Raw genomic sequence first — 14,863 nt, forward strand, 5'->3', positions numbered from 1 at the left:
GATCGCATTTTTTATACGGAAAATCGACCGAGCAGTCGGACGATCAAAAAACCGGCAACGAACGAAACAACGCTCAAGACCCACATCGTCGCCGTCTCCGGAAGACCCGGGAAGACGACGGCGAGGGACCCGATGACGAGTCCTAAGATGACCGAGAACGTCATGCCCGGGAAATTCCCGAGCAAATAACGGATCACTTTACTGCTGACGATAAACCCGACGGCTACACCGAGTCCGACGATCCCGATAATGAGCACGTTCAAGTTCGACAAGGCGCTGATGACCGTCGGGTACACGCCGATCAAGAGCAAGACGAACGAACCGCTGATCCCCGGGAGCAACATCGCCATACTGCCGAGCCAACCCGAGAAGAACAACAACAGCGCCGTGCCGGTCGACAGTTCAGTAATGATGGCCGTATCGGCCGGTTTGATGATTGCCATACTTGCTACTAGAATCGCTCCGATCACCATCGCCACGATGTGCACGGGACGCATCGTCGCACGCGATTTAAATTCAAACATCAACAGCGGGATGATCCCAAGAATCAAGCCGATGAAAAAGAACTGTGTCGGTGCATAGTATTCTAGCAATAAAAATTCAATTAAACGGCTCAATCCTAAAATTGCGGCCGCCATCCCGATGCCTAAAGGAATCAAAAACGCAACATGCTTCTTCCAGTGTCGACTGAACAGACCGCTGATCGCTTCGATCAATCGATCGTAAATCCCTAAAATGACTGCGATTGTCCCCCCGCTGACGCCAGGAATCAAGTCACTCGTCCCCATCGCGATACCGCGCAGGATATTTTTCCACTCCATAATCGATCTCCTTTTATATCTGATTCGTTTCAAGCACTTAGTATATCCGAGAAGCTCGGGTTTTGCATCGGTTTCAAGACCGAGACTCAGACTTCGGTCCATATTTCACAAGTCAAACGTCATATAATCGAAACGCCCTCCTGAAATCTCAATCTCTTTATGTTTGCGGAAGCCAAGACGTTCGTACAGACGAGCGGCCGCCGGATTGCCTTGGTCGACGTTGAGTGTGACGGCCGGGATGTTCGTTTCGCGAGCATGTTCGACCACTCGCTGGATCAAGTTCGTACCGATGCCGCGTCCTCCAAATTCTGAGTCGACGGCCACGGAATCGATATACAAAACGTCTCCTTCCGTCTCCACGTCAATTTGCCCAGGCTGTCCATGCTCGATGAGCCATTGCTTAATCGGCTCATCCAACTCAATCGCGCGCTTGCCCTCATAGGCGATAATAATACCTGCGATAACGCCATCTATGTCTGCCACCCAAATGTTTTCATGACTTAACCGGTTGTTCGGCCGACCAATCCACATCGCTAAGCGTTCGAGCACTTGCTTTTGGTCTGTCGTCCCCGTCAATGAATACGCGATGTCATGAATCGCTGCGTAAACGAGCGGTGCGATTGCTCCACTTTCGTTTGACTGTGCCTGTCGAATGTTCATCATTTATCTCCTCCACCAATTAGTCTAGCATAAAGCTAGAAACTGTTGGTTTGTCACATCTAGAAGTGTGGGATGATAGAAACAGAAGGGAGGAATTTTTAATGAAAGCTATTTTAACGGGCATGAACGGTACAGTCGCACCGGTCGTCGCCAAAACGATACAACGACATGGGATCGAACCTGTCGCTTGGGACAGAACAAAAGTCTCGACTTCAGACGAGGCGGCGATGCGTGAATTTATTGAATCGGTGCGTCCTCATTATTTTCTTCATATCGGTATGGGATCGGTTGAATGGGCTGAAACGTTGGCCCGCCTTTGCGGAGAATACAACATCCCGTTCTTGTTCACGAGCACGGTCTCAGTATTCTCAGACAATGTGACCGGTCCGATCACGCCGGACACACCACCTGACGCGACGGACGAGTACGGCACCTACAAACGCGCCTGCGAAGAAGCAATCGCTCGGACCAACCCTGGTGCACAAATCGTCCGACTCGGCTGGCAAATCGGCGAAGCTGCCGGTTCGAATAATATGATGGACTATTTTACAAATGAAATGAACCAGCACGGTGTCATCAATGCGAGCACCCACTGGTATCCATCGTGCTCCTTTTTAGAAGACACGGCCGACGCATTGTTCGAGATATTGACGAAGCGCGGTCCGGGTCTATATCAATTGAACGGCAATACGAGCCTGTCGTTCTACGACATCGCCACTTCGTTAAACGAGTTGCATGACCTCGCGTGGCGCGTCGAGCGAGCGGATGAACCAAAACGCGACAACCGGATGGTCGACATGGACATCACGATCCAACCGATCACGAAACGATTGACACTTCATACAAAATGAGTCGACGAATTCGTCGACTCATTTTATGGTTATAAAGGATGTTACCTCGCTTCTACCGAACAAACTTACATAGGAAGGGAGGGGGCCGTATGCTCTCATTCATTTTGACGTTCCGTCGCATGTTTCGTGGAATATGGCGTGGGTTGAAAGAACCTGAATTTCAAGTTCTGTTCAGTCTAGCATTCCTCACGATTTTGTCAGGTACGCTGTTTTACTCCCGTTTTGAAGATATGCGTTGGTTAGACGCCCTCTATTTCAGCGTCATCACGCTCACGACGATCGGCTACGGTGATTTCGTCCCGACGACCGATATCGGCAAAGTGTTCACGATCGGTTACGTCATCACCGGCGTCGGCATCATGGTCGGATTCATCACACAAGTATTCAATCATTTGCAGCAAGCACGAGTCGAGGAGATTAAGAACAAACGTAAAACGCCGCCATCCGATTAAGAATGGCGGCGTTCGTTCGTTACGATGCTTTTCGACTTCGGTTCTCGATTGCTAACTGCTGATTAAAACGCTTCGTTTCGGCGATGACGACGCCCGACAAGAACAAGAGCCCGATCAAGTTCGGGATGGCCATCAAGCCGTTGAAGACGTCAGACAGTGCCCATACCATGTTCAAGTTCGTCGTCATCGCCCCGAGTCCGGCGACGAGTACGAATGCGATCCGATACGGGATGATCGACTTTTGACCGAACAAGTAATGAATCGATCGCTCACCATAATACGACCAACCGAGCACCTTCGAGTAGGCGAACATGACAAGACCGATTGTGACGACATAACTGCCGAACGGCCCGAGGAACTGCTCGAACGTCGCCGTCGTCAACTCGACCCCTTCGAGGCCAGAACCGATTTGACCGCCCATGACGAGCGTGATCCCGGTGACCGAACAGACGATCAACGTATCAAGAAACACCTGCGTCATCGAGACGAGGCCTTGACGACCTGGCATGTCCGTCTTGGCCGCGGCCGCTGCGATTGGAGCCGAGCCAAGACCAGCTTCGTTCGAGAAGACGCCGCGCGCAACCCCGTACCGGATGGCTGCCCCGATGGCTCCGCCGCCAATCGCTTCGGCGCTAAACGTGCTGCTGAAGATGAGCGCGATCGCATCGGGGATGAGTGTGTAGTTCATGATCATGATCAAGAGACCGCTTCCTAAATAAAAGACGATCATGACTGGAACAAAGTAACTGACTACACGACCGATGGTTTTGACTCCGCCGAGAATGACGGCGCCCGTAAAAATCATAATTAAGATGCCCGACACGTACAGTGGGACGTCGAATGTCGAGTTGAGCGCCAACGCGACCGAGTTCGTTTGAACCCCGTTCCCGATCCCGAACGCGGCTAGTGAGGCGAACGCTGCAAACGCGACTGCGAGCCAGCGTTGCTTCAAGCCCCGTTCCAAATAATACATCGGTCCTCCGGCCATTTGACCACGTTCGTCCGTCACTCGGTACTTGACGGCGAGCACGGCTTCGGCGTACTTTGTTGCCATCCCGAAGAAGCCCGATACCCACATCCAAACAATCGCGCCTGGTCCCCCGAGGACGACCGCAGTCGCGACACCGACGATATTCCCCGTACCGACGGTCGCCGCGAGCGCTGTCATGAGCGCTTGGAAGTGGCTAATATCTCCTCTTGACGTCTTGTCTTGATTTTTAGAGAACGCGAGTTTCAACGCGTAAGGCAACTTCGTGATTTGAAGCCCCCCGAGACGCACCGTCAAATAAACGCCTGTCCCCACAAGCAAAATTAACAGCGGCGGTCCCCACACAAAGTCTGAAATCGTACCGATTAGTTCGCTGAACGATTGACTCATGCTGTAATCCCCTTTCCCCGTATGTAATAAATACACCTCTATTTTTTCAGAATACTCGGAACGTTGTCAAAAGTATTGTACTAAAACAAAGACGCGAGTAAACGTTCTGTATCTAAAACAGCGAGCCGTCGGTTAGACGTCTCGCTGTGACGGTGGCTTTTCGCGTTGCAGAGGGGCTTTCCAATCAAAATCGTCCGGCACATAGTCAAGTCCGCCCGAATGAAACGGTTGGCATCGCAACAGGCGCCGCGTCGTCAAATACCCGCCTTTGACAGCGCCATGCTTCTCAATCGCCTCAATCCCGTAGTGCGAACAGCTCGGATAAAATCGGCACGTCGGGGGCTTTAAAGGGGAAATAAAGCGCTGGTATCCTTGAATCCCACGTACTAATACTCGTTTCATTTCAATCGCCTCGCTCAGTCAGATTACTGCAATGATAGCCCGGACTGGGTGAATTGTCATCTGCAGCGCTTCGTCGATTCTCGTTACAAAACGACGAGTTTTTTTCCTTTCTTTTACAATTCAAGCGTGGCAGGCGATAATTGTTCGAACATTTGTTATGATAGGCAACATATATACGACCGAATCAAATGAATGAAGAGGTGACGGAAATGAACATATTAATGGTAGGAGCAGGATCGATGAGCGAGGCACTCGTCCGAGGCTGGATCGCTTCCGGGCTCTCCCCTGAACAGGTTACGATGACGAACCGGAGCGACCTTACACGTCTAGAGCAGTTGCGAGATGAACTCGGCGTACAGATCGTCGAAACAGAAGACGTCAACGCTTACGACATCGTCGTGCTCGCGATGCAACCAGACGGCGTCTTAGCTTACGCTCAATCACAGACGTGGAAAACACCGCTGCTCGTATCCGTTGCGGCGCATATCGAGCCGAGCGAGCTTGAAGAAGCAGCCGGCATCCCAGCCATCTGCGCGATGCCGAACACTCCGGTCGCCCATCAAACCGGGATGACCGGACTCTGGTTCGGACCTGAGACAGATGCGACCGACCGCGAGACGGCGACGGCACTGTTCAACCGTGTCGGTCGGACGGCCGTCACGGACGCGAAAACGATGTCGGCTTTCATGGCGGCGGCCGGATGCAGTCCTGCGTTCTTTTACGAGATCGTCGGTTCGATGACCCCGGTGCTGACAGAAGCCGGGTTTGATGAAGACACGGCCCGCCAAATCGTCGCTCAAGCGATGAAAGGATCAGCCGAGTTATTGTTGCATGAGACACGTCCGACCGATGAGCTGATCGCAGACGTCGCCGCACCTGATGGACCGACCGACCGCGGTGTCGGCGTGCTCCGCTCACGTGACTTGTCTGACGTGATGTCGTCTGCGCTCCGCGAGAGCGCGAAAGAAGATCATGATCCTATCGACGCAACGATTGAAAGAACGTAAGTACTTGAACCGCCCGATAGAAGTCGAACGTTAAGTTCTGACTTCTATCGGGCGGTTTTTTTAATTCTCGCACTACTATTTTTTAGAAGTCATAAAATCCACAAATAATCTTGCTTCCCGATAGTAAAGAACGTGTTATGCTACCAAATGAGAAGAATTATCATTTGACTAAAATGGAGAGATCTTAATGAGTTCATTACTTGCCATGCCGCTACATCAACCAGTGCTCATATCCGATTTAACGAGAATTGATGACCGCTTGCGGCGTCGCATGATCGCCTTAGGGTTTTATGAAGGTTGCTCCGTCCGAATTAAGCGTCGGGCCATCTTTTCCGGACCGCTCACGATTGAACAAATCGAACATCAACAAATGATTGCCATCCGTCGCTGTGACGCTGAACAGATCGGGGTGATCGTCCCATGACGCAACGGATTGCCTTAATCGGAAACCCGAACACCGGAAAAACGTCTCTATTTAACCGATTGACCGGTTCCTTCGCCCACGTCGGTAACTGGGCAGGTGTCACGATCGAACAGAAAATCGGGCAGCTGCATGGAAACATCGGACAGTTGATCGACTTGCCCGGTGTCTATGATTTAGACCCGCTATCGGCTGACGAAGCAATCGTCTCGCGATTCCTGTTGCAGGAACCGTTCGATGGGATGATCAATATCATCGATGCCTCGCAGTTCGAACGTAACTTACAATTAACGCTCCAACTGCTCGAAATGGGCCGCCCGCTTCAAATCGGCTTGAACATGGTCGATGTTGCCAAAGGACGAGGCATCCACATCAATTTAGAGCGCTTGAGAGAACGTTTGGACGCGGACGTGTTTCCGATCACAGCGCGCACCGGCGCCGGCTGTGAAGTCCTCCTGTCCTCCCTGCGAACGACCCCACGCGAGCCGTTCATACTCGATTACGGGGAAGAGACCGAACAGGCGATTCAACAAATTCTTGAAGCGACGGGACTTGGTGAGCGCGATCGCTGGGTCGCCATTCAATACTTGGCCGGAAATCGCGTCATTTCAGAACAGCTCGAATCGTCGTCGCCAACCGTCCATGAAATTCGTAAAGCGTTAGAAGTGAAACTCGGACGCTTCGCCCACGCTCACATTACAGAACGCAGACGCGACTGGACGAAAGACGTTCGCCATCACGTCGTCGATCAGCAAGGCGCACAACAAGCCACGGTCACCGACCGCATCGATGCCGTCGTGACACATCCGATCTGGGGCTTACCCATTTTCTTTACAGTACTTTACGCCTTATTCCACATCACGTTCAACTGGATCGGTGCCCCGTTGTCCGATCTGTTGGATGGATTTCTGTCGGGTCCGGTCACGTCCGGAACGAGCTCGTTGTTACAACTGCTCGGGACCTCTTCTTTCATCCAGGCGTTGCTGATTGATGGGGTGATTGCCGGTGTCGGCGGTGTCCTCGTCTTCGTCCCACAGATTTTCGTGCTCTTTTTCTTTATCTCGTTTTTAGAGGACTCTGGCTATATGGCGCGTGTCGCCATTGTCATGGACCGATTTATGCAACTCGTCGGACTGAACGGGAAAAGTTTCATTCCGATGATCATTGGATTTGGTTGTAACGTCCCAGGTATTATGGCGGCACGGACGGTCGAGGAAGAACGGGAGCGGCTCGTCACGATTTTTATTTCGCCGTTCATGTCGTGCTCGGCGCGTCTACCGATTTATGCCGTCTTCGCTGCCAGTTTTTTCGCATCAAACCAAGCGCTCGTCGTCTTATCGCTCTATATACTCGGGATCGTCCTGGCGTTGATTGCCGCGAAAATATTCACGTCCGTATTAGCGGCGGAAGATCGGAACAGCCTCTTTATCGTCGAACAGCCTCCATACCGTGTCCCCCAAGGATTGACGCTTTGGCGCAGCACGTGGCAAAAGGCGAAAGGGTTCGTCCGAAAAGCAGGTACGTTCATCTTTGGCGGTTCCGTCTTCATTTGGTTACTCGCCTATTCCGGTCCAGCCGGAATGGACGTCCCGATGAATGAGAGTTTTCTCGCTATGATCGGCGGGGTCGTTGCGACGTTGTTGGTTCCACTCGGTTTCGGGACGTGGCAGGCCGGTGCTTCGCTCATCACAGGTTTTTTGGCGAAAGAAGTCGTCGTATCGACGATGGCGATCATTTATGCGGTCAGTGAATCTGACTTGTCTGCTTCGTTGCTTCCCGTGTTTACGCCGTTGAGCGCATATAGCTTCATGGCGTTCGTCCTCTTGTACGTCCCTTGTCTAGCGACCGTCGCCGTCATTCGGCGCGAGGTGGGAAGTGCCAAGTTGACGTGGGTCGCTAGCCTTTATGGGCTTGGTGTTGCGTACGTCGTATCACTGATGATCTATCAAATCGGTCGTCTGTTCGGATTGGCTTAACAAGGAGGAAATCACATGTCCTTATTTGATGTATTGATCGGTCTTGCCGTATTCGGGTACGCCGCTTATTCGCTCCATCGCTACACCCGTAAAGCAAAAGCTGGTAAATGCGCCACGTGCGAAATCGCACCGACTTGTACGACATCCTGTGACGCAGCAGACTGGGATAAAATCATTGCGGAAGCACTACATCCTGATCAACCAGTCACAGCCCACAAAAAAACGGATTAGCGCGAAAAAATGCGCTAGTCCGTTTTTCATTGGAGGATATGTAACGTGGTGACAATGATCGCGACCATCAAAATACCGGGCAGCAAGTTGGCGACACGAATCCGAGTAATTCCGACCAGGTTTAACCCGATGGCGACGATCATGACGCCGCCGGTCGCCGTCATCTCCAAAATAAAGTCATCCATGAGCGACTCCGGAATAAACTTCATGATCTGGATGGCGAGCAACGCGATTGCCCCTTGGTACAACAAGACCGGCACGGCCGAGAACATGACGCCGATGCCGAGCGTCGAACTGAGCACGAGCGCCGTGAAACCGTCAATCAACCCTTTTGTATAGAGGACGTCATGGTCCCCGCGCAGGCCGCTGTCGAGCGCCCCGATGACGGCCATCGCCCCGATCACAAAGATGAGCGTCGCCGTGATGAAGCCTTCCGCGATGCTCGACTTACTTTTCCCACCGAGACGCCGTTCCAACTGATAGCCGATCTCGTTCAGCTTCTCGTCGAGCTTCCACCATTCGCCGAGTGCGGCTCCGATAACGAGACTGCCGATGACGATTAAAAAATTCTCACTTTTCAAGCCCATCTGTACGCCAAGCACGACGACGGCGAGACCGATGGCAGCCGTGACCGTCTCTTTCATCCGCTCGGGGATTCGGTGAAACAACAACCCGAGTAATGTGCCGACCACGATCAAGGCCGCATTGACGATTGTTCCGGTTAATACCATCGTGTAATTCCCCGTTTCTGTATGTATTGAGAGGAATATACCAACTGTTTATGTGGGCTGTCAATTAAAAGAATACACAAAAAAAGCCACTTCTCGTAAGAAGTGGCTGCGCGGAAACCCACGTTCCTATGGGTTTCGCATCGGGTTTGGCACCCAAGTGATTCTGACTGGGCTCGAACCAGCGACCTCTACCCTGTCAAGGTAGCGCTCTCCCAGCTGAGCTACAGAATCAGGTCGTGTCCTCTCTTTAGGACACTATTAATATATCAAGAAACTAATGCCTTGGCAACTGTTTTTTAAAACTTTTTTTATTTTTTTTACCGTGTCATTTCTTCCCGTTTCATGTGACGACATAGACGTTCCAAATCGCCGGCATATACGGACACGATCATGCCTCCGTGTTCGGTGTCACGGTCCCAATGCAACCCATTCGCTTTGGCGACTCGCTGTGACGGCACGTTGTCCGGGTGAATGAGCGAGATGATGTCTTTCTCGCCGTCCTCGAACGCATGCCGCATAAGACGTGCGGCCGCTTCCCGACCGTAGCCCATGTGCCAGTGCTTCGGTGCCAGCCAATAACCGACCTCGAGCTCGATGTTGCCATCAAGTTCATGCAAGAGCGTCCCGGCATGGCCGATCGGCTCATCGCTTTGATGTGTCATCAGCTTGAGGAGTCCGGTCTGTCGGCCCGTCGTATAGCGGGCCAACTGTCTCTCGAACCATTCGATTGTCTGTTCATCCGTATATGGCTTGCCGTCCGGACTGATGAAGCGCATCACCCGCGGATCTTGGAGTAACGATTTTACGAAATAGAAATCGGAGATCGTATAAGGTTCAAGCCGTAGACGTTCTGATTGCAACTCGACAAGATTCATCTTTCCCGCCCCTTTCTTTCACAGTCTGAACTATTCAATTCCCGTTTCTATCTCATTTCAATCCTATTCACGCCACGACTTTCAACCCGATAACGCTCCCGATAATGAGAATTAAAAAGAAGATACGCCAGCGATCCCTTGACTCGTTCAAGTACAACATACCGAGAATCACTCCACCCGCCGCGCCGATTCCGACCCAAATCGAGTAGGCGAGCCCGAGTGGCAACGTCTCGAGCGAACGTGACAATAAATAAAAACTTAGTGCAAACGTCGTGATCGAAAGAAGCGACCATTTTAAAATCTGATAGCCTTTTGATTTTCCCATGAAGAAAACAGCAAGCATCTCAGCGAGCCCAGCCCCGATTAAAAATGTCCAACTCATGCCGACTCACCTCCTGTCACTTGCTTCAAACCGACCACCCCGATGAGGAGCGTCGCGATAAACAACAGCTTCATTCCCGTCATCGTCTCATCAAACAAAATATTTCCAACGATGACCGTCCCGACAGCACCGATACCCGTAAAAACGGCGTACCCGGTGCCAGCTGGCAACACACGGAACGACATCGCCAACAAGCCAAAACTGACAATCAATAACACGATGGTCACGACGGTCGGTCCTAATACGGTAAGCCCGTTCGACAATTTCATCGTCGTCGCCCAAACAATTTCAAGAAGTCCGGCGAGCACGAGCCACAACCAAGCCATTTGTTCCTTTTTCATGTCCACCCGACTCCTTTCTTGAAAATTTTAAATGCCGCATGCTGTCGTTGCGCTCGATTCGTTGCAAACGAAAAGAGCGAAAGCAATGCCCCGTCCAAAAAGCAATAGTATGCGTCATATACGTCGTCGAGCGATTGTTCCGGTAAATCGCCACGCTCCATCGCCAAACGGAACTGCTCTTTCTCAAACGCCTGGAGCTCGGTCTCGACCGACCCGATCGTCGTCTCGATGAAGACGCGCAGCTCAGGAGGCGGTACGAGCAGCATTCGCTTCGTCAACATCCACGTCTCTTCTTCTTCGAAGAAATGAATCAACGCTTCAACGATTGCCTCGATCCGTTCGAGCGGTGCCGCCTCATTTGACGCGTCCCGCGCTTGTTCCCAAGCGTGCTGGTAACGCTCGGCCATCTGTTCGACGACTTGTTTGAACAGCTGTTCTTTTCCTTCGATGTGCGCATATAAAGATGCTTTCTTAATCCCGACATCTTCGGCGAGCGCCGCCAAAGACAGTCCTTCATATCCTTCGAGTGCGAACCGGCGTCTGGCAGCTTGTTCAATCCGTTGTTTCGTGGTCATATGCGATCTACCCCTTTCATCTCCCCTCACTTTACCTAACGAACGGTAGGTAGTCAAACTTCCGGATTGAGTTTTTGTACGGACAACGCCAAAATGAGAAGAGACCGTCAGAGGAAGGAATGATTGTATGATCGAACAGTTTAGTTTCACCTTGCCGACCGAGACGATACGTGGTCGAAAACGAATCGTCCGCGTCTACCGCCCCGACTTCGTTCGTACCGACGAGGCGTTGCCCGTGCTCTATATGCATGACGGCCAAAACGTCTTCGACGGCAAAACCGCGACAATCGGGGAAGGGTGGGCGATCGACCGTCATCTCGACGATTTGCAACTGCCGCTCCTGGTCGTCGCCATCGCGAGCGCCCCCGATTGGCTCGACCGATACGATGAGTACTCATTTTATGAGGACGAGATGCTATACAAGCGCATCGGACCTGAACTCGCTAAGACCCGACCGACACTCGGCGGCAAGGGGCGCCTCTATGCCGACTGGCTCATGCAGGAGCTGAAGCCGTGGATTGACGCACGCTATGCGACCGATCCGGATGACGTCGGCGTGATGGGCAGTTCGATGGGTGGCGTCATCTCGCTCTACATGATGGCGACTTACCCGGCAATCCGTCGTGTCGGTTCGCTGTCAACGGCCGCCTGGGCCAACCTCGACTCGCTCATTCGCGAACTGAAACAAGCCGACCTGTCCGCCCGACTCTATATGGATATCGGCACGAACGAGACGAGTGGACCGATCACGCCCGAGGACTACTTATACACAAATGCGAGACTCATCGAGACGATCACTCGGACCGGCGTCGCCTTCCGCTACGAAGTCGAGCCCGAGGCGGTCCACAACGAGATTGCATGGCGACGGCGGTTGCCGAACGCGCTCGCATTTCTGTATGAACTCTCATGACATGAAAAGACGCAAAGGCGGTCGCCTTTGCGTCTTTTCAACTATCTTTTTCTATTAGATGACCCAGTTCCCATCACGCATGATGGCTTCGCGTGTTCCGTCCTCGAGCTCACCGTCGATATTCATTTCGGCCGAACCGATCATGAAGTCGACGTGTGTCATCGAGTCGTTCGCGCCATTCTCAGCGAGTTCTTCGGGCGACATCGTTGGTCCGCCTTCAAGGCATGTCGAGTAGGCACGTCCGAGCGCCAAGTGGCACGATGCGTTCTCATCGAACAACGTGTTGTAGAAGAGGAGTCCCGAGTTCGAGATCGGCGAATCGTCCGGCACGAGCGCGACTTCTCCGATGCGGCGTGCCCCTTCATCAAGGTTCAACAGTTCATCGAGTGCTGCCTGCCCTTGTTTCGCTTCCGCTTTCACGACTTTTCCGCCTTCGAACCAAAGCGTGAACCCGTCGATCAAGTTCCCGCTGTAGCTGAGCGGCTTCGTGCTCGACACGTGTCCTTCGACCGCATCTTTATCGGCGAGCGTGAATACTTCCTCCGTCGGCATGTTGGCGATGAAGTCGACGCCGTCCATGTTCGGACCACCGCCGCCGAGGAAGACGTGCTTCTTCGGAAGACCGATCGTCAATTCCGTGCCTGGTGCTTTGTAGTGAAGTTTCGCGTATTTCTTGTCCGTCAACAGCTGCGCCCGTGAGCGCAACGCTTGATCGTGCTCGTCCCAGGCGGCAACGACATCGTCTTGGTCCATTCGTGTCGCTGCGAAAATCGCTCTCCACAGGGCTGGAACCGCATCTTCACGGTCTGGGAATACTTTTTTCGCCCATGCTTCAGATGCCCCGGCCACGATTGACCAGCTGACATTATCACTCATGACATACTTACGCCATTTCGCGAGCGCGACACCAGACGCCCGGTTCGAGTCGGCGATGCGTGATGATTCGACACCGTTCAGCGCGTCGGGATCGTCGCTGACGATCGACAAGAATGCCGTCTTCTCTTCCGCGAGTTGCTCGAATCGTGCTTTGAGCCACTCTGGGAACTCCTTGAACGCTTCAGTCGGTGCGTTGAAGTAACGCACTTTCGTCGTCTCTTCATCACTCCAGTTGACGTACACTTGTTTCGCTCCGGCCGCGTAGGCCGCTTTCACGATTTGGCGGACGAGCGGTGCTTGGCTAATATCGGCTCGGACTTCGAGCTGTTGACCCGGTTGAATGTTGACACCTTTTTTGACAGCAAGCTCGGCATAGCGGGCAAATTCTGCCTCGGTCGGTAAAGTTACAGTAAACATATGTACAGTTCCTCCTTTTTCACTTACTTCTATTTTCTTAAATTTTCGGAAAAGTTGCAACCAAATCGCAAAAACGGGCATATTAGTAGTTGTAGAGAGAAGGAGGAGAAAAACATGTCAGATTGGAAAACGACTTATTCACACTTTTTAAACAACGCCCAAACCGAATTCACCGAGAACGAAAAGCTAGGTGACTTATTAGTCCAAGGAGAACTCGCCCTAGCAAAAGTCACGGTCGACGTCGCCTCAAACGAAATCAGCGACATCGAACGGGAAGAGGAACTCACACTATACTTCCAAATGAAACAACTGCTCAATATGCTACGTGCCGTCTACAACGCCCAGTTCGAGATGCAGCCCGACAAGCAACACGCTCTCGTCGCGGCCGTGCTCTATTTCGTCTCACCGTTCGACGCAATCCCGGACGACGCCCCGCTCGGACTGTTTGACGACGCTCAAGTCATCGACTACGTCCACGAACAGCTAGCGAGTGATATCGACCGTTTCCATAACGAGTTATAATCGTTCAAGGCTTGAAATTCCGGCGTCATCGGAGTACGCTTGCATGAGTTCATTCAAAGGAGGCGTATGGCGCCTTAGCCACTCATATGTACGCAAAATCACGTAAACGGATTGCCGTCGAGACTGTCTTGTTTATCATCGCCGGAACAATCCTACAATCTATCTTTGTCGGTCTGTTACTCAAACCGAATGAAATCGGATCCGGTGGGATTGTCGGGATCACGCTCATCGTCAACGAGCTGTTCGGCACACCAATCGGACTCACCCAGCTAGTGCTAAATATCCCGCTCTTCATCATCGGGATCAAATATCTCGGGAGACGATTCATTCTCATGACAGGACTCGTCGTCATATTGTCATCGATTTTAATCGATGCGCTGCCTGTCCTCATTCCACCGACGCCGCTCGACGATCCGCTCGTCGCGGCCGTCTTCAGCGGTATCGTCTCAGGACTCGGTTTGGCACTTTTGTTATTTGCCGGGGCGTCGACAGGCGGGCTCGATATTTTGGGGAAAGTCATCTTCATGAACAACCGCAACTTATCGCTCCCGAAAATCTTTTTGACCCAAGACATTATCGTCTACATTCTCGTGTTCATCACGTTCGATATTAAAGCGGTCATGTACGCACTCGTCCTCAGTTTTGTCCGGTCGCGGACGCTGTTGACGATCCATCGCTTCTTCTCCGCCCAAAAACAGTGTTTCATCATCTGTAAAAAAGCGGATGAGATCAACTTGGTCATCAAACAAAACTTGAAGCGTGGAGTCACCATCATGGACGCGACCGGCGGCTATTCGAACGACGCGAAAAAAATGCTATACGTCGTCGTTCAAAACAATGAGATTCCAAAGTTGCGTCAAATCGTCTCAGACATTGATTCCGAGGCGTTCGTCACTGTCTCAGAAATCGACTCGATTGTCGGTAACTTTAAAGAACATTCGTATACACTTTGATCGACAGCATCGTGCTGTCGATTTTTTTGTGTAATAAATACCCGAACGGTCCGATAATAAGGATGAGCCTCAGAGACATATA

General features: G+C 52.0%; 19 protein-coding genes and 1 tRNA gene. 9 read left to right on the forward strand and 11 right to left on the reverse strand.

The window, feature by feature from the left end; translation table 11 throughout:
- Positions 1 to 11: 11 nt before the first annotated feature.
- Positions 12 to 821, reverse strand: a complete 810-nt coding sequence (locus tag EVJ24_RS09730; RefSeq protein WP_131441147.1) for a DUF368 domain-containing protein — start codon at positions 819 to 821, stop codon at positions 12 to 14.
- 105 nt (positions 822 to 926) lie between these two features.
- Positions 927 to 1,481, reverse strand: a complete 555-nt coding sequence (locus tag EVJ24_RS09735; protein WP_236637623.1) for a GNAT family N-acetyltransferase — start codon at positions 1,479 to 1,481, stop codon at positions 927 to 929.
- Between the two features lie 101 nt (positions 1,482 to 1,582).
- Between EVJ24_RS09735 and EVJ24_RS09740 the strand changes: the two genes are divergently transcribed.
- Positions 1,583 to 2,332 (forward strand): sugar nucleotide-binding protein, encoded by a 750-nt coding sequence (locus EVJ24_RS09740; RefSeq protein ID WP_131441149.1) that lies wholly within the window; start codon positions 1,583 to 1,585, stop codon positions 2,330 to 2,332.
- Positions 2,333 to 2,421: 89 nt separating this feature from the next.
- Positions 2,422 to 2,784, forward strand: coding sequence for a potassium channel family protein (locus EVJ24_RS09745; RefSeq protein ID WP_131441150.1), 363 nt, complete (start codon positions 2,422 to 2,424; stop codon positions 2,782 to 2,784).
- Positions 2,785 to 2,803: 19 nt separating this feature from the next.
- Here EVJ24_RS09745 and EVJ24_RS09750 read toward each other — a convergent pair whose 3' ends face one another.
- Complete coding sequence (locus EVJ24_RS09750; protein WP_131441151.1) at positions 2,804 to 4,162, reverse strand: alanine/glycine:cation symporter family protein; 1,359 nt, start codon at positions 4,160 to 4,162, stop codon at positions 2,804 to 2,806.
- A 132-nt stretch (positions 4,163 to 4,294) separates the two neighbouring features.
- Positions 4,295 to 4,564 carry a membrane protein insertion efficiency factor YidD gene (gene yidD, locus EVJ24_RS09755; protein ID WP_083274114.1) on the reverse strand — a complete coding sequence of 90 codons (270 nt, stop codon included), beginning with the start codon at positions 4,562 to 4,564 and terminating at the stop codon, positions 4,295 to 4,297.
- A 209-nt stretch (positions 4,565 to 4,773) separates the two neighbouring features.
- On the opposite strand from yidD, the gene EVJ24_RS09760 reads away from it, so the two are divergent.
- From EVJ24_RS09760 to EVJ24_RS09775, 4 genes are all read left to right on the forward strand, one after another.
- Positions 4,774 to 5,571, forward strand: a complete 798-nt coding sequence (locus EVJ24_RS09760) for a pyrroline-5-carboxylate reductase family protein (protein WP_236637624.1) — start codon at positions 4,774 to 4,776, stop codon at positions 5,569 to 5,571.
- A gap of 187 nt (positions 5,572 to 5,758) precedes the next feature.
- Positions 5,759 to 5,995 carry a FeoA family protein gene (locus EVJ24_RS09765; protein WP_070328862.1) on the forward strand — a complete coding sequence of 79 codons (237 nt, stop codon included), beginning with the start codon at positions 5,759 to 5,761 and terminating at the stop codon, positions 5,993 to 5,995.
- Positions 5,992 to 7,968 (forward strand): ferrous iron transport protein B, encoded by a 1,977-nt coding sequence (gene feoB / locus EVJ24_RS09770; RefSeq protein WP_131441153.1) that lies wholly within the window; start codon positions 5,992 to 5,994, stop codon positions 7,966 to 7,968. Before EVJ24_RS09765 ends, feoB begins: the two co-directional genes overlap by 4 nt.
- A gap of 15 nt (positions 7,969 to 7,983) precedes the next feature.
- Positions 7,984 to 8,199, forward strand: coding sequence for a FeoB-associated Cys-rich membrane protein (locus EVJ24_RS09775; protein ID WP_131441154.1), 216 nt, complete (start codon positions 7,984 to 7,986; stop codon positions 8,197 to 8,199).
- Positions 8,200 to 8,225: 26 nt separating this feature from the next.
- Here EVJ24_RS09775 and EVJ24_RS09780 read toward each other — a convergent pair whose 3' ends face one another.
- The 6 genes from EVJ24_RS09780 to EVJ24_RS09805 all read right to left on the reverse strand — a co-directional run bounded on the left by EVJ24_RS09780 (position 8,226) and on the right by EVJ24_RS09805 (position 11,103).
- Complete coding sequence (locus EVJ24_RS09780) at positions 8,226 to 8,930, reverse strand: DUF554 domain-containing protein (RefSeq protein WP_131441155.1); 705 nt, start codon at positions 8,928 to 8,930, stop codon at positions 8,226 to 8,228.
- Positions 8,931 to 9,088: 158 nt separating this feature from the next.
- Positions 9,089 to 9,161, reverse strand: a tRNA-Val gene (locus EVJ24_RS09785).
- Between the two features lie 86 nt (positions 9,162 to 9,247).
- Positions 9,248 to 9,805, reverse strand: coding sequence for a GNAT family N-acetyltransferase (locus EVJ24_RS09790; protein WP_131441156.1), 558 nt, complete (start codon positions 9,803 to 9,805; stop codon positions 9,248 to 9,250).
- Between the two features lie 67 nt (positions 9,806 to 9,872).
- Positions 9,873 to 10,187, reverse strand: a complete 315-nt coding sequence (locus EVJ24_RS09795) for a DMT family transporter (RefSeq protein WP_070328858.1) — start codon at positions 10,185 to 10,187, stop codon at positions 9,873 to 9,875.
- Positions 10,184 to 10,513, reverse strand: coding sequence for a DMT family transporter (locus tag EVJ24_RS09800; RefSeq protein ID WP_236637633.1), 330 nt, complete (start codon positions 10,511 to 10,513; stop codon positions 10,184 to 10,186). The genes EVJ24_RS09795 and EVJ24_RS09800 overlap by 4 nt, the downstream gene beginning before the upstream one ends.
- An 11-nt stretch (positions 10,514 to 10,524) precedes the next feature.
- Positions 10,525 to 11,103 (reverse strand): TetR/AcrR family transcriptional regulator, encoded by a 579-nt coding sequence (locus tag EVJ24_RS09805; RefSeq protein WP_131441158.1) that lies wholly within the window; start codon positions 11,101 to 11,103, stop codon positions 10,525 to 10,527.
- Between the two features lie 127 nt (positions 11,104 to 11,230).
- Between EVJ24_RS09805 and EVJ24_RS09810 the strand changes: the two genes are divergently transcribed.
- Positions 11,231 to 12,013, forward strand: coding sequence for an alpha/beta hydrolase (locus tag EVJ24_RS09810; protein WP_131441159.1), 783 nt, complete (start codon positions 11,231 to 11,233; stop codon positions 12,011 to 12,013).
- Positions 12,014 to 12,067: 54 nt separating this feature from the next.
- Here the strand turns inward: EVJ24_RS09810 and EVJ24_RS09815 are convergent, their stop codons facing one another.
- Positions 12,068 to 13,306 (reverse strand): aminopeptidase, encoded by a 1,239-nt coding sequence (locus EVJ24_RS09815; RefSeq protein ID WP_131441160.1) that lies wholly within the window; start codon positions 13,304 to 13,306, stop codon positions 12,068 to 12,070.
- Positions 13,307 to 13,420: 114 nt separating this feature from the next.
- Here EVJ24_RS09815 and EVJ24_RS09820 point away from each other — a divergent pair, with 114 nt between their 5' ends.
- Positions 13,421 to 13,828, forward strand: coding sequence for a YkvA family protein (locus EVJ24_RS09820; RefSeq protein ID WP_070328854.1), 408 nt, complete (start codon positions 13,421 to 13,423; stop codon positions 13,826 to 13,828).
- An 86-nt stretch (positions 13,829 to 13,914) separates the two neighbouring features.
- The gene (locus EVJ24_RS09825) at positions 13,915 to 14,781 is read left to right on the forward strand and encodes a YitT family protein (protein ID WP_131441161.1); all 867 of its coding nucleotides are present in this window, start codon (positions 13,915 to 13,917) and stop codon (positions 14,779 to 14,781) included.
- Positions 14,782 to 14,863 lie beyond the last annotated feature (82 nt).

Source organism: Exiguobacterium sp. SH1S21 (assembly GCF_004337175.1).
GTDB classification, from domain to species: Bacteria; Bacillota; Bacilli; order Exiguobacteriales; family Exiguobacteriaceae; genus Exiguobacterium; species Exiguobacterium aurantiacum_A.